Raw genomic sequence first — 19,614 nt, forward strand, 5'->3', positions numbered from 1 at the left:
GGGCCGGGGGGGCCCCCCCCCCCCCCGGCCCCCGGCCGGGGCCGCCCCCCCCCCCCCCCGCCCCGGGAGCCGGGCCGTGGTGCCTCGCATCGCGGCTCGGCACGGAACTTCATCGATCGGGCGGCGGGCGCGCTTTGTCCGCCGCCCGTTCCGATTCTCCGGGGGCTGCGGGAGTTGGCGACCCTGTTCCGTCGCGCCCGCGGTAGCGGAAGACCTTCGACAAGGCGGATGCATGGGCTTCGTCCACCAGTTCTGGCAGCTAACCATCGACGGGCTGATGTCGGGCTCGTTGTATGCCGTCATCGCGCTCGGCTACACCCTGGTGTATGGCGTCCTGCAGCTGATCAACTTTGCGCACAGCGAGGTCTTCATGCTGGGCGCGTTCGGTGGCCTGTTCGCGGCCCGACCGATCATCCACGGGTTCGACCACACCCCGTCCGGCATGGCCTCGGTCGGGATCGTGCTGGTCGGCCTCATCGCCGGTGCGGCGTCCGGCGCGCTCGCCGCCTTCGTCCTGGAGCGGGTGGCCTACCGCCCGCTGCGGAAGCGGAGCGCGCCCCGGCTGGCATATCTGATCAGCGCCATCGGCGCGTCCGGGTTCGCGGTGAACATGGCCGGCAAGCTGTGGGGGCACCAGAACGTGCCGCTGCCGCCGGCATTCACGAACGGCGTCGTGTTCCACGTCTTCACCGGCAAGGTGAACACCCAGACGCTGGTCATCCTCGCGGTCGCCGCGTTCATGCTCATCGTTCTCGACACGCTGGTCGCCCGCACCCGCCTCGGCCAGAGCATCCGCGCGGTCGCGCAGGACGCCGACACCGCGATCATGATGGGCGTCAACGTCGAGCGGGTCATCGTGCTGACCTTCGTCATCGGCGGGGCGCTGGCGGGCGCCGGCGGCTTCCTGCAGGCGATGACGTTCAGCGCCGCGAACAACATGGGCTTCCTGCCCGGGGTCAAGGCGTTCACCGCCGCGGTTCTCGGCGGTATCGGCAACGTCCGTGGCGCGGTCCTCGGCGGCCTGACCCTCGGGCTGATCGAGAGCTACGGCGGCTTCATCTTCCAGGCGTCCTACAAGGACGTCATCGCGTTCCTCGTGCTCGTGCTGATCCTGATGGTCAGGCCGACCGGCCTGCTCGGCGAGCGACTGGGGAGGGCCGCATGAGCGCCGCGCCGACCGTGTCGGATCCGACGCCGGCCCCCGCGTCGCCGCCCAGACCGGCCGGCGGCTCCGGGGCGGGCGCCCTGGTCACCACGGCGCTTTTCGGCGCCAAGGGGCTGCGGTTGCTCGGCACCTGGGTGCTGCTGAGCCTCGTGCTCGCCTTGATGACCGGCAAGGACGGCTCGCCGGACAAGCCGTTTCACGCTGTGGCGCAGGACATCTTCCACCCCCGGATCGTCACCTTCCTGCTCATCGCGGTGGTGATGTGGGTGGTGGTCGCGCTCTGGCCGCTGCTGCGGTCGCTGCTGCAGGGGACGGTCGACCAGGCGCGCGGGCCGGCCAACATCGTGACGCAGAACAGGTTCGCCCCGATCGGCGCCAACCTGGTGCTGCTGGTGCTCGCGATCCTCGCGCCGATGTTCTTCTCGACGGCCGCGCAGCAGTCGATGGTCAACGACATCGGCATCTACGCGCTGCTCGCGCTCGGCCTCAACGTCGTCATCGGCTACGCCGGCATGCTCGACCTCGGCTACATCGCCTTCTTCGCGATCGGCGCCTACGCGACGGCCTACTTCTCGTACAAGCACACGTCGCCGCCGCTCCCGGTGCACGCGCCGTTCAGCCTGAACCCGTTCTTCGTGTTCCCGATCGCGTTCGTGCTCGCGGCGCTGGCCGGCATCATCCTGGGCGCGCCGACGCTGCGGCTGCGCGGTGACTACCTGGCGATCGTTACGCTCGGGTTCGGCGAGATCATCCAGCTGATCGCGAACAACTCGTCGTGGACGAACGGGCCGCGGGGCGCGTTCGGCGTGCCGCACCTCTCGATTCACATCGGCGGCTTCAACTACGCCTGGAAGCTGGATCCGAGGCCGTACTACTACCTGCTGCTCGTCATCATCGTCATCGTCATGCTCGCGCTCGGCCGGCTGGAACGGTCGAGAATCGGCCGGGCCTGGGCTGCGATCCGGGAGGACGAGATCGCCGCCGAGGCGACCGGCGTCCCGACGCTGCGGATGAAACTGCTGGCCTTCGCGATCGGCGCGTCGGTCTCCGGCTTCGCCGGGGTGCTGTTCGCGAGCAAGCAGTTCTTCAACCCCGGGGTCTTCAGCCTGCAGGCGTCGTTCCTCGTCGTGACGATCGTCATCTTCGGCGGCATGGGCAACCGGCTGGGCGTCGTCGTCGGGTCGGTCGTCCTGCAGGGACTGGCGTTCTACCTGCGAGACAAGGTGCCGGCGACGGACCGCTATATCTGGTTCGGCGCGGTGGTCATCATCATGATGATCTTCCGGCCGCAGGGTGTCGTCCCGTCGCGGCGGCGCGGGCGGGAGATCAAGCTGGCCGAGCAGGGCGTCGGCCACGCGGACTCGCTCGGTTCCGCGCCGATCTCGGAGGACCTGGCCTCATGAGCAAGCACCGCGCATCCGGCCCGGCCGGGGCCGCGGCCGTGGCGACGTCGACCGCCGCGACCGGTACTCCGAGCGCAGGCGACCCGACCGGCGACGTGGTCGTCGACGCGCAGGCTCTCACCCTGCGGTTCGGCGGTGTGACCAGCCTCAACGGCGTCTCGCTGCGGCACCGGCGTGGCGAGATCCTCGCCGTCATCGGCCCGAACGGCGCAGGCAAGACGTCGCTGTTCAACTGCCTGACCGGGGCGTACAAGCCGCAGGAAGGCTCGGTGCGTTTCGCGCCGACGCCCCAGAAGGCGTACTCGATCGTCGGCAGGACGCCGCACTCCATCACCAAGCTCGGTGTCGCCCGCACGTTCCAGAACATCCGGCTGTTCCCCGCGCTGTCCGCGCTGGAGAACGTGCAGATCGGCGCCGAGATGCGCCAGCGCCACGGCGCGCTCGGCGCGATCTTCGGGACGCCGCGGGCCCGGCGGGAGGACCGCGACGGGATAGCGCGGTCGGTCGAGCTGATGCGGTTGGTGGGGCTGGAACACCGGCTGCACGAGCTTTCGTCGTCGCTGCCGTACGGCGAGCAGCGCCGGCTGGAGATCGCCCGGGCGCTGGCGACCGAGCCGAAGCTGCTGTTGCTCGACGAACCGGCGGCCGGCACGAACCCGTCCGAGAAGCTGGAACTGGCCAACCTGATCCGCGCCATCGCCGACACCGGTGTCTCGGTTCTGCTCATCGAGCACGACATGCGGCTGGTCATGTCGGTCGCGGCGAGCGTGGTCGTGCTGAACTTCGGACAGGTCATCGCGCATGGCACCCCAGCCGAGGTGCAGCGCGACCCGGCGGTCATCGAGGCGTATCTGGGAGCCCAGAGCGACGAGCCCGCCTCCGGGAACACCACGGGGAAGGACCGGTCCTGATGCTGCTGGAGCTCGTCGACGTCGAGGTCGCGTACGGCGCCGTCACCGCCCTGCGCGGGGTGCGGCTCACGGTCGACGCCGGGGAGATCGTCACGCTGCTCGGCGCGAACGGCGCCGGCAAGACGACGACGCTGCGCACCATCTCCGGCCTGCTGCGGCCACGGGCCGGGCAGGTGCTCCTCGACGGCGAGCCGCTGTCGAGGATTCCGGCGCACCAGCTGATCCGGCGCGGGGTCGCGCACTCACCGGAGGGCCGGCGGATCTTCCCGTCCATGTCCGTCCGCGAGAACCTGCTGATGGGCGCGTTCCACGACCGCAAGCACGTCTCGACAGACCTGGAGATGGTCTTCGGGATGTTCCCGCGGCTCAAGGAGCGCATCGGCCAGGCCGGCGGCACGCTGTCCGGCGGTGAGCAGCAGATGCTGGCGATCGGTCGCGCCCTGATGAGCAGGCCGCGGCTGCTGCTGCTCGACGAGCCGTCGATGGGCCTCGCGCCGCTGATCGTCCAGACCATCTTCGAGGTCATCGCGCAGATCAACGCCACCGGCGTCGCCGTGCTGCTGGTCGAGCAGAACGCCGCCCAGGCGCTGCGGATCGCCAACCGGGGCTACGTGCTGGAGACCGGTCGGGTCGTGCTCGACGGCCCGGCCGACGTGCTGCTCGCCGACGACCGCGTCCGGCAGGCCTACCTCGGCGAGGATGTCGGGACTCCGACCGGCGCCGAGGCAGCCGCGAGCTCCTGACCGACCTGGACGGCGGCACCCGCCGATGACGGGTGCCGCCGTTTTCGGATCACCGGCAGCGTCATGCGCTGGCTGCCAGATTGCCGGTGGCCGGGCCGGTGGCCGGGGTCATCCGAACAGGCCGCGCTGGCGCGAGCCGGCCAGCGTCTCCTGGCGGGCCTGGACGTCATGGAGTCGGGGGCCGTCGCGGTAGCCGGCGGTCCAGGGATGGCTTTCGTCGAGGTCGGAGGATGGGGGCCGGCGCCAGTCCCGGCCGTCGCGGGAGTCGGTGCCGAAGCGCCGGACGCCCGCCACGATCAGCAGGACCGCCAGGGTGATGAGTGCAACGATGACCATGCGTTGAGAGTGACGTGTGTTCGATCCTCCGGTCCATCTAATTTTTCTTGCCGACACCGTTAAGCTCTTCTACGTGATCGACGTTCGACGCCTCCGCCTGCTGCGCGAGCTGGACTGCCGGGGCACCGTGGCCGCGACCGCCGCCGCGCTGCATCTCACCCCGTCCGCGGTCAGCCAGCAGCTCGCCGCGCTCGCCCGGGAGTCCGGCGTTCCCCTGCTTGACCAGGTCGGACGCAACGTCCGGCTGACTCCGGCGGCCCGCGTGTTGTTGCGGCACGCTGACGAGATCTTCGCCCAGCTGGAGCGGGCGGAGGCCGACCTCGCTGCGTTCGACGCTGGCCGGATCGGGCCGGTGACGATCTCCGCCTTCCCGACGGCGATCGTCGGAATTGTCGCCCCCGCGATAGAGCGGCTGCGCGAGACCCATCCGGGCATCGACATCACGATCGTCGACGTGATGCCGCCCGACTGCTACGACATGCTGATCGGCGGCGAGCTCGACCTCGCGTGTGACTTCGTCTCGACCCACCCCGACGACGGCCGGTTCGAGACGATCGGGCTGCTGGACGACCTGTTCGACGTGGCGCTGCCGCGCGACCACCCGCTTGCCTGCCTCGACCGGGTCTCGCTCGCGCAGCTCGCCGACGAGGACTACATCGCGAGCCGGGCGGGCACCGCCTGCCTGCAGATCATGCTGGCGGGCTGCGCGGTGGCGGGGTTCGCGCCGCGGATTCGCCACCGCAGCGACGACTTCCCCGCGGTGCTCAGCCTGATCGCCGCCGGCTGCGGGATCGCGCTCATCCCTCGCCTGGCCGGGCTTTGCTCGACGGACCGGGTGGTGCTGCGCCCGCTCGTCGACCCGCCGGTGCGCCGGCTCGCGGTGGCGCTGAGGCGCGGTTCCGGCGGCGCGCCGCACCTGGCGGCCGTGGTGCGGGCGCTCGTCGACGCGGCGCGGCTAGCCGAAGCCGCGGCCCCGCTGCTGCCGGGTATCTGCCCGCCGGTCGCCGTCCGGCCGGTCGGTGCCCAGCCGGCCGCGCTGGCCTGACCGGTGCCGTGTTCGGGCTGGTGACGGCCGGCGTCCGGGTGCCTGGAGCGGCCGGCTAATCTTTGTCCTCCCCGGCGAGCGTGCGGTCCTGGAGGGCGCGCGAATACGGGGCTGGAATCGGGGTGGTTACCGCGCGTCCGCCATCGCGGACCAGCGGGTTATCGCACGGGGCGCGTCTCCCGCCGCACGACGTCGTGGGCCAACGGATGGCTGACGGACGCTCAGCGAACGGAGTGTCCGGCGTCGATGCGTGTGCGCGGGCAGCCGGGTCCTGATAGACCAGCACAGCACATGTACTGAACATTCGATCAAGAAGCAGGGAACGTCATGCATCCGACGGTGGAGCGTTTTCAGGAGCGCCTGCGTGAGCTGGGCGCCGCTGGCGAAGCCCGCGAGCTGCCGAACAGCTCACACACCGCGAACGAGGCCGCCGAGGCGCTCGGCACCTCGGTCGGGCAGATCGTGAAGAGCCTGGTCTTCCTGGCTGGCGACCAGCCCATAATGGTGCTCGCGTCGGGTCTGAACCAGGTCGACACCGACAAGGTCTCGGCGCTGCTCGGCAGCCCGGTGGGCCGCGCGGGCGCCAAGACCGTCCGCGAGGCGACCGGCTACAACATCGGCGGCGTTCCCCCGGTCGCGCACGCCACCGAGATGCGCATTCTCCTCGACCGCGACCTGCTCGCCCACGCCGAGCTGTGGGCCGCGGCCGGAACCCCCAACGCGGTCTTCCCGACCAATCCCGACGAGCTTCACGCCATCACCCAAGGCGAATGGGCCGACGTCCGCCACGAGTTCTAGAACCACCTCCGGCGAGGTTCGGCCGGCTTCGGCCCCCATGATCGCTGTTTCGACCCTCCGGTGGTCGTATCCGGCGCTGTTTCGTAGCCACCGGAGGGCGAAAACAGCGATCAAGGCGACGGGATAGCCAGCAGGTTCACCAGAGGATCGGGCCGGTGTGCTCCTGGTCGCGGGAACGTCGGCCGGTGCCGTTTCGAGCCGTTTGTCTCGCACTCGACAGCGGGTCGATGCAACCAGTTGGCGACGGTACGCTTCCGCCCGTTCTGGTAGCCGTGACGGGGCCGGTCGAGGGACCGGGCGCGACGGCGGCACGGGTGAAGGAGGCGAAGGCGTGGCTTATGCGCAGGAGCGAATCGGCTACCCCCGCGGCTGGCTGAGCGAGTCCAGCTACACCCTGCACGTCGAGCTGGAACGCATCGACCCGTCCGCGCCCTGGCAGTTGGACGACTGGGCCGCCGACTCCTGGGACCCAGCCGACACGGCGCTACCCGAGTAACCGCCAGTCGGGAATGCCGGAGTCACTATCCGGCCACAGGCCCGAGGACCTGGTCGAGGTAGTCGTTGGTGAAGACCCCCGCTGGGTCGCTCTGGGCACGGACGGCTCGGAAGTCGTCGAACTTCGGGTAACGCGGCCGAAGGGTCTCCGCGGTCTGGGTGTGCAGCTTTCCCCAATGCGGCCGGCCGCCTGCCGCGGTCATGATGGCCTCGACCATCCCGAAATACTCCTCGTGCGGGGTGCCGTGGTCGACGTGCACCGCGACGTAGCCGGTCTCCCGGCCGTGCGCCGTCGACAGCCAGATCTCGTCCGGCGCCGAGACCCGGACCTCGACCGGGAAGGAGATCCGCAGGTCGGAGCGTTCCACCGCGGCCGTCAGCTCGCGGATCGCGTCGACCAGCGCGGCCCTCGGGAGCGCGTACTCCATCTCCTTGAAACGCACCCGCCGCTCCGAGGTGAACACCTTGTAGGAAAGGTCGGTGAAGGTGCGGGCGCCGAGTGCCCGGGAGCTGACCCTGGCCGCCGGCGAAATGGTGCGCGGTGCGTGCCGGCCGGTGGCGACGACCATGCCGAAGACCCGGTTGGACAGGAACTCGTCGGAGAACCATCCCCGCATCCGGCCCAGTGGTTCGAGCTCACTCTGCCCGGCGGACAGGGAAATCCGGGTGTTGCGCTTCGTCAGCGTGCGGTCGGTGTGCGGGAACCAGTAGAACTCGGCGTGGTCGACGCCGTCGGCGAACTCGTCGAAACCGTCCAGCAGCTCCGGCAGCCGGGCCGAGCCCTCGTCGGCCCGCAGCGCGAACAGCGGCACCGCCTGCAGCGTCACCGAGGTGACGACCCCGACAGCGCCGAGCCCCACCCTGGCGGCGGCGAACAGGTCGGCCTGGTCGTGCGCCGAGCACAGCACGATCTCCCCGTCGCCCCGGACGAGCTCGAAGGCCCGTACCTGGGTCGCGAGGCCGCCGAACCGGGCGCCGGTGCCGTGGGTGCCGGTCGCCAGCGCCCCGGCGATCGTCTGCCGCTCGATGTCGCCGAGGTTGGTCAACGCGAGCCCCGCCTCGGCGAGGAGCCGGTTGAGCCGGCTCAGCGTCATCCCGGCGCCGACGGTCACCAGCCCGCTGGCGGCGTCCAGCGCGAGCAGGTCGGCGCATCGGTCCAGCACCAGTTGGGTCGTGTCCGGACCGTCAGGCCGCCCGATCGCGGTGAACGAGTGGCCGGTCCCGATCGGGCGCAGCCGCGAACCACCGTCGACGGCCTTGCGTACCAGGGTCGAGACCTCGTCGGGGCCGGCCGGGTGCGCGACCTCGGCCGGCGTCGCCGTCTGGTTGCCCGCCCAGTTCGTCCACGCCGTCGGGGTCTCCGACCGCCTTTGCCGCCAGCCGGCGGAAGAGCCCACTGATTACCTCCGAGCGTCCGCGCCTAGCGTCCCCGCGCAGCCAGGACGGGGCACCGGTGAGATGACTGGCGTTCGCCGTCTCATCTTGCCCTATGCGCGCGAACCCGGCTGTGATCTTGTGGCGGTCTCGCGGGAACGAACGGGGTGGATCCGAACCGGCGGTCGAGCCTGGAATCGATCAAAGAACGCTGGCCAGGCGTGACCGTAACCGACACGATGGGCAGGTGGTGGCCAAGATGCGCGCGGAGATGCCAACGGGGCCGACGGCCTCCAGCTCGACGGCCCCTGGCGGGTCTGGCAGGTCTGGCACGCCGCCGGTCGCTCCCGAGCCGGACTGGGACCGGCTGGAGTCGGCCACCTCGGCGCTGAGCTCGCCGTTCGCGGTGGTCGACCTGCCGGCGTTCTGGGCCAACGCCGCCGACCTGGTCCGTCGGGCGGCCGGGAAGCCGATCCGGGTGGCCAGCAAGTCGGTGCGCTGCCGGGCCTTGCTGCGTGAGGTGCTCGCGACCGAGGGGTTCGCCGGAATCCTCGCCTACACCCTCGCCGAGGCGGTCTGGCTCGCCGAGGAGTTCCCGGACGTCGTCGTCGGCTATCCCACGACGGACCGGGTCGCGCTGCGCGCCCTGGCCGCCAGCCCGCTGGCCGCGGCCCGGGTGACGCTCATGGTGGACTCTGTCGGCCACCTCGACCTGATCGACGAGGTCGTCGGCCCGGACCGCCCGGCGCTGCGGGTCTGTCTCGACCTGGACGCCTCGTTGCGGCTGGCCGGGGGCCGGGTACACGTCGGCGTGCGTCGCTCGCCGGTGCACTCGGTCACGCAGGCCGGCGAGCTCGCCCGGGCGGTCGTCGCGCGGCCGGGGTTCACGCTCGTCGGTGTGATGGCGTACGAGGCCCAGGTCGCCGGCCTCGGCGACGTTCCCGCGGACCTGGGCGACGGCGCCGCCCCACTCGGCCGGACGGCGCGGGCCGGCGCGCGGGCGCGGGCCGAGGTCGTGCGCCGGATGCAGGCCCGTTCGATGGCTGAGCTCGCAGAGCGCCGCGCCGCCGTGGTGGCCGCCGTGGGCGAGGTCGCCACCGCGGCGGGAGGCGGGCTGGAGTTCGTCAACGGCGGCGGCACCGGCAGCGTGCACTGGACCACGGCGGAGCCGGCCGTCACCGAGATCGCCGCCGGCTCCGGGCTCTACGCGCCGACGCTGTTCGACCGGTACCAGGCCTTCACGCCCGCGCCGGCCGCCCTGTTCGCGCTGGCGGTCGTGCGCCGCCCGACGCCCGGGATCGTGACGGTGGCCGGCGGCGGCTGGATCGCCTCCGGGCCGCCAGGGCCGGACCGGGTGCCCCGGCCCGTGCACCCCTCCGGCCTGCGGTTCGTCGGCACCGAGGGGGCCGGTGAGGTGCAGACCCCGCTGCGGGGCCCGGCGGCGGACCGGCTCCGGATCGGCGACCGGGTCTGGTTCCGGCACGCCAAGGCGGGCGAGCTGTGCGAGCACGTCAACCTGCTGCACCTCGTCGACGCCGACGGCTCGGTCCGCCCGGTCCCGACCTACCGCGGCGAGGGCCAGGCCTTCTGACCGGCCGGTCCGGCGCGCCGGAATGGATCTCTGGTGTCCGCGCCGCGATGGGTGCAGCATGCCAATCGCGGACGTGTGTCGTACCTCACGAGTATCCGACCTGGCCCCGCCGGCCCGACTGGCGGCCGTCCGGGCGCGAAGGGAACGTGACGCGATGACGGTGACCGGGACGATGGCGACCGGCAGCAGCCTCGGCCTGCTGGCCGAGCTGGCGAAGGAACGAGTGGGCGACGAGACGCTGCTCTACTTCGAGGACCAGCGCTGGACCGGCACCCAGCTGATCGAACGGGGTGCCCGGCTTTCCGGAGGGCTGCGGGCCGCCGGCCTGCTGCCGGGTGACCGGGTCGTCGTCTGCATGGCCAACTGCCCCGAGGTCGGGATCACCTACACGGCGGTCTGGCGGGCCGGCGCGGTCGTCACGCCGGTGCTGTTCCTGCTCAGCGAGCCGGAGCTGCGGCACGTGCTCACCGACAGCGGCGCCCGGTTCGTCGTCACCACCCCGGACTTCCTGCCCAAGGTGCTGGGCGCCGCGACCGGCGTGCCTACGGTCGCCGCCGTCGTGGTCGCCGGCGATGCCCCGGGCCTCTCCGGGGGTGCCGACCTCGCGGGGGCCGGGAGCGGCCCGGTGCCACCGGTGGTCGACTTCGCCGAGCTGGAGGCCGCCGAGGCGGCCGGGCTGGTCGACACCTCGTCCACCGAGATGGCCGCGCTCCTCTACACCGGCGGCACGACCGGCCGCTCCAAGGGCGTCGTGCTCACCCACGACGCGCTGTCGTCCGCCGCCTGGGCGGCCAACGTCTCCCACGAGGAGGAGACGCCCGAGGACGGCAGCCGGCTGGCTGGCCTGTCCCCGCTGCCGCTGTCCCACGTCTACGGGCTCGCCATCAACGTGATGGGCCTGCACTCGACGCGTCCCGGCACGTCCGTGCTGATGCGCTGGTTCGACCCAGGCGAGTTCCTGACGCTGGTCGCCCGCCACCGGGTGCGGATCAGCGCCCTCGTCCCGATGATGATCCGGATGCTGCTGGACACGCCGGTCGAGAGTCACGACACGTCCAGCCTGCGCAGGGTCGTCAGCGGCAGCGCCGCGCTGCCGCGGGAGACCGCTCTGGAGTGGCAGCGCCGGCTGCCGCACATCGCCCTGGCCGAGGGCTACGGCTGCACCGAGGCGGCCGCGATCGTCTCGTCCGCGCCGCGGGGCGCCATCCGGATCGGCAGCGTCGGCAAGCCCGTCGGGGGTGTGGAGGTGCGCATCGAGCGGCGCGACGGTACCGAGGCGGTCGTCGGCGAGGACGGCGAGATCTGCCTGCGCGGGCCGTCGCTGATGCGCGGCTACTGGAACGCGCCCGAGGAGACGGCCAATGTGCTGCGCGGCGGTTGGCTGCACACCGGCGACGTCGGGAAGTGCGACGAGGACGGCTACCTCTACGTCGTCGACCGGATCAAGGACGTCATCATCCGCAACGGCTTCAACGTCTACCCACGCGACGTCGAGGACGTGCTGCTCACGCACCCCAAGGTGGTCGCCTGCGGTGTGGTCGGCCGGCCGGACGCGACGCGTGGGGAGGAGATCGTCGCCTTCGTCCAGCTCGCGCCGGGGGCGACGGTGACGCCGGCGGAGCTCGTCGCCTTCTCCCGGGAGCGGATCTCGGCGGTGAAGTACCCGCGCGAGGTGCTGGTCGTCGACACGATCCCGATCACCAGCGTGCTGAAGACCGACCGCAAGGCGCTGCGCGCGTTGCTGGACCGCTGACGTCGCGGGTCATGTCGCCTTTCTGACTTCGCCGATCCGCTCCGTCACCGATCGGAAACTTTCAGTTATTTACTGGTATGTCCGGTCGGGCTGACGGTCACGGTCGACGACTGGTAGCGCCCATACGTGTTCAGATGGGCACCCGACACTCCCGTAAGGGTACGGATGTAACCACCACGTGAAGATCTACCCCTGCCCATGGCCGAAGATGGCTCTGGCCGCTTCGCCACAATCCGGAAGATGTACCGGGTTGCCGGCGAGCGGCGGCATGTGTCCGCGGCGGGGAGAGCGTGATCAAGGTGAGCGACTACAGCGGGCAGACCGCCCTGGTCACGGGCGCCTCGTCAGGCATCGGCCTGGCTCTGGCGGACGGGTTCGCGAGCCGCGGCGCGGACGTGGTGATCGCCGCGCTGCCGAACGAGAAGCTTCCGGCGGCGGCGGCCTGGCTGCGCCGGCGCCATCCGGTGACGGTGCACGAGATCGGCGTCGACCTCGCCCTCGAGGAGGGCCCGGACCGGCTCGCCGCGCGGGTGGCCGAGCTGGGGCTCACGATCGACATCCTGGTCAACAACGCCGGCTTCGGCCAGCACGGCTACTACCACGATCTCGATCAGGACCTGCACCACCGCGAGGTGATGCTGCTGTGCGCCGCGGTCGAGCGGATGACCCGGTTGTTCCTGCCCGGCATGCTTGAACGGGACCACGGCACGCTGATCAACCTCAGCTCGGTGCAGGCGTTCCAGGCCGTGCCGCACATGGCCGTCTACGGCGCGGCGAAGGCGTTCGTCCTGTCGTTCACCACTGCGCTGTGGGCCGAGTACCGCGACCGGGGCGTGCAGATCATGGCGCTCTGCCCGGCCCAGACCGACACCGACTTCTTCGAGGGCCTCGGCTACGAGGTCGCGACCGGAGGCCGGCTGCGGACCCCCGACGAGGTCGTCGCCACCGCCTTCCGCGGCCTCAAGCGCGGCGCGCCGTACGCCATCGACGGCTGGCTCTACCGCCTGACGGCGAACGCGCCGCGTTTCCTGCCGCGGGGCCTGGTCGCCCGCATCACCGAGAAGGTGCTGCACCCGTCGAAGATGACGCGGCCCGCGAAGCCCGCCCGCGACCTCGCCAGCGCGGCCGATGCCGCCCGCCCGGCCGCCTGACGGCGCCGACTGCCTGACGGCGCCTGAGACGCCGCGGTCCGACGTCCGGGGCCGCCCGGCCGGCGCCTGACCGCGGCGTGGCCACCCGGGTCCGCGCTGGAGGTCAGCTGGTCGGGCGCGCGGCCTCGCCGACCGCGCCGGCCGGCGTCCGGGCCGACCCGAGGTCCCTGCCGAGCTCGGCCAGCAGATCGTAGGAGTGGACGCGGTCGGCGTGGCCGTGCACGTTCGTGGTGACCATCAGCTCGTCGGCGCCGGTCGCGTCGAGCAGGTCACGCAGCCCGCGGCGGACCGTCTCAGGCGAGCCGACGACATGCGAGGCGGTCGCCTGGCGCGCGACCTGGCGTTCCTGGTCGGTCCAGGGGTAGGCCTCGGCTTCCTCCGGCGTCGGGTACGTCCCGGGCCGGCCGGTGCGCAGGCGCATCATGGTCAGCCGGATCGGGCCGGCGAGCCACTCCGCGCGCTCATCGGTGTCGGCCACCAGCACGGCGGCGGCGACCATCGCGTACGGCCGCTCGCGGCCAGCCGATGGCCGGAACGAGGAGCGGTACAGCTCCAGGGCGGGCAGCGTGTTCTGCGCGCTGAAGTGGTGCGCGAAGGCGAACGGCAGCGACAGGATTCCGGCCACCTGGGCGCTGTAGCCGCTGGACCCGAGCAGCCAGATCGGCGGCATCTCGGCGCGCGGGAAGGCCGTCACGCCGTGCAGCCGGTGGCCCTGGGGGAACTCGGCACCGGCCAGGAAGGTCGTCAGCTCGGCCAGCTGGTCGGGGAACTCGTCCTCGGTGAGGACCCGGCCCGTGATGCGGCGCAGTGCCCGTGCCGTCGCCTGGTCGGTGCCGGGGGCACGGCCGAGGCCGAGGTCGATCCGGCCGGGGAACATCGCGCCGAGCGTGCCGAACTGCTCGGCCACGACCAGGGGCGCGTGGTTGGGCAGCATGACGCCGCCGGAACCGACCCGGATCGTCTCGGTCGCGGCCGCGACCTGGCCGATCAGCAGGGCCGTCGCCGCGCTCGCGATGCCCGGCATGCCGTGATGTTCGGCCAGCCAGTAACGGGTGAAGCCGAGTTGCTCGGTCCGTCGAGCCAGGTCGAGCGAGTTGCGGATGGCGTCCCCTGGCGTCACCCCGGTCCCGACCGGCACGAGATCGAGCACCGACAACGGCAGGGGAAACGGCACGGGTGCGAGCCCGCCAGGCTGCGACGTCACGTCCTGGCACAACTCCGGACCGCCCCCGCCGTCTTCCCGTCCCGGGCCCCTGTCTCGCCGTCAGCCGGACAGGGCGCCGCCGAGGAAGGCCAGCTGGGCGGGAAGCTGACGGCGCCAGAAGCCGAAGTCGTGGCAGCCGACCGTGAAGTCGCGTTCGGCCGCGCCCAGCTCGGTGGCGAGCTCGTGGGCGCGCGGGCTGAACGGATCCGCGTTGCCGCAGTCGATCCGGTAGCTGACCTCACCGGCGGGGCCGACGCCGAGGACCCGGTTGGCCGCGAAGTCGGCGGCCGAGTCGAACGCGCCGGCCGCCGCGTCCGGATAGCTGCCCCAGACCGCTGGGCTGCTCGCGGCGACGGCGACCACCCGGGCCGGCTGCCGACGGGCCAGCAGCAGCCCGCCGTAGCCGCCCATCGACCAGCCGAGCACCCCGAACCGGTCGACCCCGATCCCCTGCGCGGCGAGCCGGGGCAGGACCTCTTCGAGCAGCATCTTCTCGGGGTCGTCGCCGTTCGCCCGCCGATGCCAGTACGTCTCGCCGCCGTCGACCGCGGCCAGCGCGAACGGTGCCACCCCGGAGGCCGTCGCCGCTGCCAGGTAGGAAGGCCCCGCCAGCCCGGAGACGAGGGCGTGGGCGTCGTCGCCGCGGCCGTGCAGCACCAGGCACAGCGGCAGCGCGGGCAGCCCTCCGGTGCCGGTCGTGGTGCGGTTGCCGGGGGCCCCGGTGGTCCCGCCGCCGGAGGCCGGCCGCGGGGCGTAGCCCGGTGGATAGGCGACGACCAGGCTCACGTCGCGGCGGCGGGCGGCGCTCCGGAAGGTCGTGGTGGTGACCGGGCCGGCGGTGACGCCGGCCGGCGGGGTGCCGGGGGTTCCGCAGCCCTCGACCGCCCTGATCAGCCGCGGCCGACCCGGGAGCCAGCCCTCGTACACCGCGCCGCCTGCGGCCGCTACGAGGCCCGCTCCGACCACCACCCCGGCGCCGGCCACGAGTACCCGGCGTCGGCTCGGCCCGCCGCCCGCCGCGCGCCGCCGCTCCTCCAGGCTCGGCAGCCGCTCGGGAAACTGGGCCCTTGCGCGGGCGCCGCCCTCGCGGTCGCTGATCTCGTCGTACCCGTCCCCGCCGTCGGCGGGCGCCTTGTTCCGGGCCGCGCCGCCTCTGGCTGCGTCAGCTCTGGCCGCGTCGCCTCGTGCCGCGTCGCCTCTGGCCGCATCGTCGCCGTCGGCGGCGTGCGGCGCGGGCCCCCGCTCCGGCGCTTCCCCCGACCTCATGCCCGCATGCTCCCATTTCAGCCGGGCCGCAAACGTGGCTTCGCTGGGAGTCCGCCAGGTCACGGCGGTCCATCGAGCCCGGCCTCGTCCCGAGACCAGCAAGATCGCTGTTTTGGCCCTCGCGTGGCTGTAACCGCACCGGTTCTGTGACCATGGGAGGGCCAAAACGACGATCAAGCCAGCGGGTGGACCTCGCGGGGCCCGGCGACTGACGCGGCCAGTGGGCGGGCGGCCAGACTGGCGATCAAGCCCGTGCCTCGGCGGGGCCGGAGCAGGCCAGGTGTGGCACTAGTCGCCGGCGGCGGCGAGGTAGTCCTCGGCGAGCTCGTCGAGGTCGTCGACGGGATAGCCGAGGCTGGCGCGGACCCGGCGGCGGCCGACCAGCAGCAGGTCCAGCAGGAACTCCGGCACGTCGGCGTTCTCGCAGCGGTGGTAGCCCATGGTGAACCAGGTGTGCGCGTCGGCCAGCAGGCCCTGCGCCTCCAGCGACTCGGCGACCGCGGCGTAGAAGTCCGGGTCCTGGCTGCGGGTGGCCCTCAGCTGCTTGAGCAGGGTCGCCGCCTCCTCCAGCTGGCCGCGGCGCAGCAGCGCGTCGTGCAGCCAGACCCGGGGGTCGATCGTCTGGGCGCCGCCGTCGGCGACAGCCTCCCGGTAGCAGCGGATCGCCGCGTCCCAGTCGCCGGCGAGCCCGTGCTGCCCACCGGCGTCGACCAGCAGCGATGCTCGGTTGATCTCCTCGCCGTGCAGCTCAGGCCGCCCGGCCAGCTCTTCGAACCGGGTCGCAGCGGCATCGTGCCGCCCGTCCCCGGCCGCCTTGATCACGATGTCGTCAACGTCGTCCTCGGTGAGCATGCCCCATTCTTGCGACCGCTCCGGTGCCCGCCGTAACCGGCTCCCCACAGGCGGCTGACCAGTTGGTGGCCGGTCGCGGCAAACGACGAGGGCTGGGGCGGCCGGCCCAGGAGTCAGGCGGCCACCCCAGCCCTCGCTGGGATCAGGTGCCGTTACGAACGGCTGCTGCGAGCCATCTTGATGGTCTTCTCGAGCTGGTCGCGGTCGACCTCGGCCACCCGTCCGTTGGACGAGACGGTCGGGATGTGGCCGCCGTTGAGGACCAGGTCCGTGGTGTGCCGCAGGCCCATGTCCTTCTGCTCGACGTCGAGGATGGCCTCCTCGACCCGGTACAGCTTCTCGATCTTGGCGACTCGGGCCTCGACCTGTGCCGCGACGACCCGCAGCCGCCGCTCGGCCCGGGCCAGCTTGCGCTCCAGGCGCCGGTCCCGCCACGTCGGCAGGGGGTCGTCGCGCTCCATCGGGTCGTGCAGGTAGAGCTCGACGACGACGGCGACCAGCGGGATCAGGCCCTGGAAGAGGATCAGCGCGAGGGACGCGTTGGCCGCGCTGCCCTGGACCCGGACCAGGACGCCGGCGATCATCAGGATGAAGAAGATGACCGCGGTGAGCCACAGGGCGAGCGGCGAGGACTTCGAGTCGACCAGCTGCGGACGGACGTCCTGGTCGATGTTGAGCCGGCCGTTGTCGGCCGCGTGCAGGAACTGCCGCTGGGCGCGGGCGAGGATCGAGCCCTTGATGGCGTGCGACAGCGCGAAGCCCGCGAAGAAGACCGCGATACCCAGCAGACCGCCCAGCCACCAGCTCACGGTGAACTGGCCGACGTCGTCCACGCTGGCGTACGCGCTCGCGAAGACATAGAAGTCCAGCGCGGCCAGCACGATGAGCACGGCGCTGCGCGCGGCCTTCCCCAGGTGCAGTTGGGGAATGCGCTCCTGCACGCCGACGCTGCGCCACAGCCGGGCCTGCTCGACCTTGTGCCGCATCAGCTCGGTCTGCCGCTCGCGCCGCTCCGCCCGGGCGTCGATCTCCGTGCGAAGCTCGGCGATCTGCTCCTCGAGGGAGCGTGCGTCGGCCCGGGTGGCAGCCCGGACCTCCTGCACCTCGGCGTCCTCGAGGGTCTTGAGCACCTTGGGACGGGTTTCGGCGCCCGCCAAGGCCACGTCGGCGTCCCCGACCCGGCGAATCAGCTGCTTGGCCAGTTTCCCTGGCTGGTTACCCCTGCGCAGCACCTGGGTCTCGCTTTCCGTATCTCTTCGTGCCTGTTTCGGTGGTGTTCAGGGCCACGGCGATGATTCGTGGCCGGTGTGCTGGGCCGGCGGGGGGCATCGGCCTGGGTGACGCCATCAGATCGGTCGCCGTCAGTCGATCGGGCGGGAGTAGCTGCCGGCGAGGAAGCAGAGCATCGCGAAGATCGCGCCGATGATCGGGGCGATGATCGTCGCGTTGTTGTCGTCCTCGCCGCGGGCGAGCACCGCGACGATGACGAGCGCGGTCAGGCCGACGCCAGCCGACACCGCGCCGATGATGAACCGGCGGTGGATGGTGTCCCGCGGCGGCAGCTCGGAGAGGGCGTCGATCGGCGCGATCAGCCCGGCCCTGGCCCGGTTCCCGACCCGGCGCCGCACGTCGCGCAGCCGGAACGTGTTGCCGGACAGGAAGAAGCCGATCGCCGTGACGAAGATCGAGCCGCTCACGGAGACCCGCACGGACGACTTGGGTGGCAGCGTGAGCCACAGGAAGCCGACGACGACCAGCATCGCGAGGACGCAGACGGAGATCACGGCTCCGGAGCGCATCAGCGCCGGCGCATAGTGCTGGTCCCGGTGCTCGCTGAAGGAGCCGCCCGGACGCTTCTTCGCCCGCGCCATCGACTGCGTGGACGCGACGAAGGACTCCTGCGGAGCCGTCGTCACTTCCGTAGGTCGGGAGTTCTGATCGTAGATGCTCATGCCGCTGCCTCCGGTCGATGACCCTCGGTGATGAGGCCGCCGGTGGCGCGAAGGTGGCGTGGCGTCGCGCCGACTTCTGGCTGGGTGGCCCTGATTGGTGCGCTTCCGGTGGTGACCGGGTTGATCCCGTTGACGGCAAGGCCGCGTGGTGCCACCCGGGTGGGCGACTCCACGCGGCGCACGGTGGCCGCGGCGCGGCTAGCTGCAGTCACTGCTCAGCCGCCGGCATAGCTCGCCGCGCAGATACCGGGAGAGGTTCTGCTGGGGAGGTGTCAGGTTCCCCTGGCTGACGTCGATGAAGCGGATCTTCGCGTCCTTCACGGGGCTGATCTGCTGGGCGGCGAAGCAGCGGGACACCACGGCCTCGGCCACCTGTACGGAGGCCTGCTTGTTCTCGACGTTCATGCAGTCCTGGTCTCCGCCGTTGCCGAGCAGGTCGCTCCACACCAGCACGGTGACGGTGCCGATCTTCACACCGGGGACCGCCTTGACTGCCTGGATGTCGTCCGGAACGCCGCCGAGCAGGCTGGTGACGCTGCCGGTCTGGCTGATCGGCGTCTCCTGGACGTCGTTCGTGATCTGCGTCTGGAGCTGCACGGAGCCGGCGGCCCGGTCCTTGTTCTGGCGGTTGGAGTTGTTCCGCTTGACGAGGTAGGGCGTCGAGCCGGAGAAGCAGGAGAACGTCTTGAGCCCGGCGGCCGACCCGCCGCTGGCGACGAGCTTGACGTAGGCGCCGTCGGACAGGGCGTCGTCGAGGTAGGGCTTCAGCGCGGTCGCGACCTGCTGCCCCGTGTCGGCCGAGTTGTTCGACAGGTCGAGGAGTACGAGCAGCAGCGGCGTGGCGTTCTTGCTCTTCGTCTTGGCCTGGTAGAGGGAACAGTCGGCCTTCTTGCCCAGGACGCTGTTCAGGTCGCAGCCGGCCAGCACGGGGACGAGGATCAGCACGCCGGCCAGGGCGAGCGCGAGGCGGCGGATCGGGCGCGCGGCGGTCAGGGTGCTCACTTGAGGACGATCTCCACCTTGCGACGGGTCGAGTCGGGCACGCCAGCGGGCGCGCCGTCCGAGCCCTTCCCGATGGCCTGCAGGAGCGACGCCTTGACGCCGGCCCCCACGAGGATGGCCTTCACCGCGTCAGCGCGGCGCTGCGACAGGTCCTGGTTGTAGGAGTCCGTTCCGACACCGTCAGTGAAACCGAGGATCTGGACCGGACCGTCGTGGGTCTGGATCGCCGGGACGATCTTCTCGATCTCGGCGGTCGCGTCGGGCACCAGCTTGTCGCTGCCGACGTCGAACAGGTAGTCCGAGTTGACCGACGACATCAGGCTCCCGTCGGGCAGCCTGATGAAGCTGTTCAGGTCCGGCAGCTCGAACGGCGCGACGCTCGGCAGCGTTCTGCTGCCGGGTGCGGCCGGGGTGAACTTTGTATCGCTGCTGGTAGAGGTACACCCAGCCGCCACGACGGCGAGCGCGCAGGCCGCGAGGACAGCTCCAGCGCGCGTGCGAACCACGGGGATGTGTCGCCTCTCGGGCGATACATCCCCGGTGGGGTGGTTGGCGTGATACACAGACAGCCCC

The 19,614-nt window shown here is 71.7% G+C and carries 19 protein-coding genes; 10 read left to right on the plus strand and 9 right to left on the minus strand.

Going from position 1 to position 19,614, the window contains the following annotated elements; genetic code table 11:
• Positions 1 to 232: 232 nt before the first annotated feature.
• From I6A60_RS23760 to I6A60_RS23775, 4 genes are read left to right on the plus strand one after another with little or no spacing between them, the layout of a single operon-like run.
• Complete coding sequence (locus I6A60_RS23760; protein WP_203012073.1) at positions 233 to 1,165, plus strand: branched-chain amino acid ABC transporter permease; 933 nt, start codon at positions 233 to 235, stop codon at positions 1,163 to 1,165.
• Positions 1,162 to 2,568 (plus strand): branched-chain amino acid ABC transporter permease, encoded by a 1,407-nt coding sequence (locus tag I6A60_RS23765; protein WP_203012074.1) that lies wholly within the window; start codon positions 1,162 to 1,164, stop codon positions 2,566 to 2,568. Before I6A60_RS23760 ends, I6A60_RS23765 begins: the two co-directional genes overlap by 4 nt.
• Positions 2,565 to 3,479: an ABC transporter ATP-binding protein gene (locus I6A60_RS23770; protein WP_203012075.1), complete on the plus strand. Its 915-nt coding sequence runs from the start codon at positions 2,565 to 2,567 to the stop codon at positions 3,477 to 3,479. Before I6A60_RS23765 ends, I6A60_RS23770 begins: the two co-directional genes overlap by 4 nt.
• Entirely contained in the window at positions 3,479 to 4,222 is a 744-nt protein-coding gene (locus I6A60_RS23775) for an ABC transporter ATP-binding protein (protein ID WP_203012076.1), read from the plus strand. Before I6A60_RS23770 ends, I6A60_RS23775 begins: the two co-directional genes overlap by 1 nt.
• Before the next feature lie 108 nt (positions 4,223 to 4,330).
• On the opposite strand, the gene I6A60_RS23780 is transcribed toward I6A60_RS23775, so the two are convergent.
• On the minus strand, positions 4,331 to 4,558 hold the full coding sequence (locus tag I6A60_RS23780; RefSeq protein WP_203021483.1) for a hypothetical protein: 228 nt from the start codon (positions 4,556 to 4,558) through the stop codon (positions 4,331 to 4,333).
• 73 nt (positions 4,559 to 4,631) lie between these two features.
• On the opposite strand from I6A60_RS23780, the gene I6A60_RS23785 reads away from it, so the two are divergent.
• The 3 genes from I6A60_RS23785 to I6A60_RS23795 all read left to right on the plus strand — a co-directional run bounded on the left by I6A60_RS23785 (position 4,632) and on the right by I6A60_RS23795 (position 6,897).
• Positions 4,632 to 5,603, plus strand: coding sequence for a LysR family transcriptional regulator (locus I6A60_RS23785; protein WP_203042576.1), 972 nt, complete (start codon positions 4,632 to 4,634; stop codon positions 5,601 to 5,603).
• A gap of 327 nt (positions 5,604 to 5,930) precedes the next feature.
• Positions 5,931 to 6,401, plus strand: coding sequence for a YbaK/EbsC family protein (locus I6A60_RS23790; protein ID WP_203021485.1), 471 nt, complete (start codon positions 5,931 to 5,933; stop codon positions 6,399 to 6,401).
• 331 nt (positions 6,402 to 6,732) lie between these two features.
• Positions 6,733 to 6,897 (plus strand): hypothetical protein, encoded by a 165-nt coding sequence (locus I6A60_RS23795; RefSeq protein WP_203021486.1) that lies wholly within the window; start codon positions 6,733 to 6,735, stop codon positions 6,895 to 6,897.
• Between the two features lie 25 nt (positions 6,898 to 6,922).
• On the opposite strand, the gene I6A60_RS23800 is transcribed toward I6A60_RS23795, so the two are convergent.
• A complete protein-coding gene (locus I6A60_RS23800; RefSeq protein WP_203021487.1) occupies positions 6,923 to 8,293 on the minus strand; it encodes a D-arabinono-1,4-lactone oxidase in 1,371 nt (456 codons plus the stop codon).
• Between the two features lie 236 nt (positions 8,294 to 8,529).
• Here I6A60_RS23800 and I6A60_RS23805 point away from each other — a divergent pair, with 236 nt between their 5' ends.
• From I6A60_RS23805 to I6A60_RS23815, 3 genes are all read left to right on the plus strand, one after another.
• On the plus strand, positions 8,530 to 9,861 hold the full coding sequence (locus tag I6A60_RS23805; RefSeq protein WP_203021511.1) for an alanine racemase: 1,332 nt from the start codon (positions 8,530 to 8,532) through the stop codon (positions 9,859 to 9,861).
• A 154-nt stretch (positions 9,862 to 10,015) separates the two neighbouring features.
• The gene (locus I6A60_RS23810; RefSeq protein WP_203021488.1) at positions 10,016 to 11,614 is read left to right on the plus strand and encodes a class I adenylate-forming enzyme family protein; all 1,599 of its coding nucleotides are present in this window, start codon (positions 10,016 to 10,018) and stop codon (positions 11,612 to 11,614) included.
• 299 nt (positions 11,615 to 11,913) lie between these two features.
• Complete coding sequence (locus I6A60_RS23815; protein WP_203021489.1) at positions 11,914 to 12,765, plus strand: SDR family oxidoreductase; 852 nt, start codon at positions 11,914 to 11,916, stop codon at positions 12,763 to 12,765.
• Between the two features lie 103 nt (positions 12,766 to 12,868).
• On the opposite strand, the gene I6A60_RS23820 is transcribed toward I6A60_RS23815, so the two are convergent.
• The 7 genes from I6A60_RS23820 to I6A60_RS23850 form a co-directional block, all read right to left on the minus strand.
• Entirely contained in the window at positions 12,869 to 13,969 is a 1,101-nt protein-coding gene (locus I6A60_RS23820) for an LLM class flavin-dependent oxidoreductase (protein WP_307873832.1), read from the minus strand.
• Between the two features lie 60 nt (positions 13,970 to 14,029).
• Positions 14,030 to 15,235: an esterase family protein gene (locus I6A60_RS23825; RefSeq protein WP_203021490.1), complete on the minus strand. Its 1,206-nt coding sequence runs from the start codon at positions 15,233 to 15,235 to the stop codon at positions 14,030 to 14,032.
• 288 nt (positions 15,236 to 15,523) lie between these two features.
• Complete coding sequence (locus I6A60_RS23830; protein ID WP_203021491.1) at positions 15,524 to 16,087, minus strand: tetratricopeptide repeat protein; 564 nt, start codon at positions 16,085 to 16,087, stop codon at positions 15,524 to 15,526.
• Between the two features lie 152 nt (positions 16,088 to 16,239).
• Entirely contained in the window at positions 16,240 to 17,319 is a 1,080-nt protein-coding gene (locus I6A60_RS23835) for a hypothetical protein (RefSeq protein WP_203021492.1), read from the minus strand.
• Positions 17,320 to 17,448: 129 nt separating this feature from the next.
• Positions 17,449 to 18,039, minus strand: coding sequence for a hypothetical protein (locus tag I6A60_RS23840; RefSeq protein ID WP_203021493.1), 591 nt, complete (start codon positions 18,037 to 18,039; stop codon positions 17,449 to 17,451).
• A 198-nt stretch (positions 18,040 to 18,237) separates the two neighbouring features.
• Complete coding sequence (locus I6A60_RS23845; RefSeq protein ID WP_203021494.1) at positions 18,238 to 19,041, minus strand: hypothetical protein; 804 nt, start codon at positions 19,039 to 19,041, stop codon at positions 18,238 to 18,240.
• Entirely contained in the window at positions 19,038 to 19,547 is a 510-nt protein-coding gene (locus tag I6A60_RS23850; RefSeq protein WP_307873833.1) for an OmpA family protein, read from the minus strand. The genes I6A60_RS23845 and I6A60_RS23850 overlap by 4 nt, the downstream gene beginning before the upstream one ends.
• Positions 19,548 to 19,614 lie beyond the last annotated feature (67 nt).

This window comes from Frankia sp. AgB1.9 (assembly GCF_016786355.1).
Classification (GTDB): domain Bacteria; phylum Actinomycetota; class Actinomycetes; order Frankiales; family Frankiaceae; genus Pseudofrankia.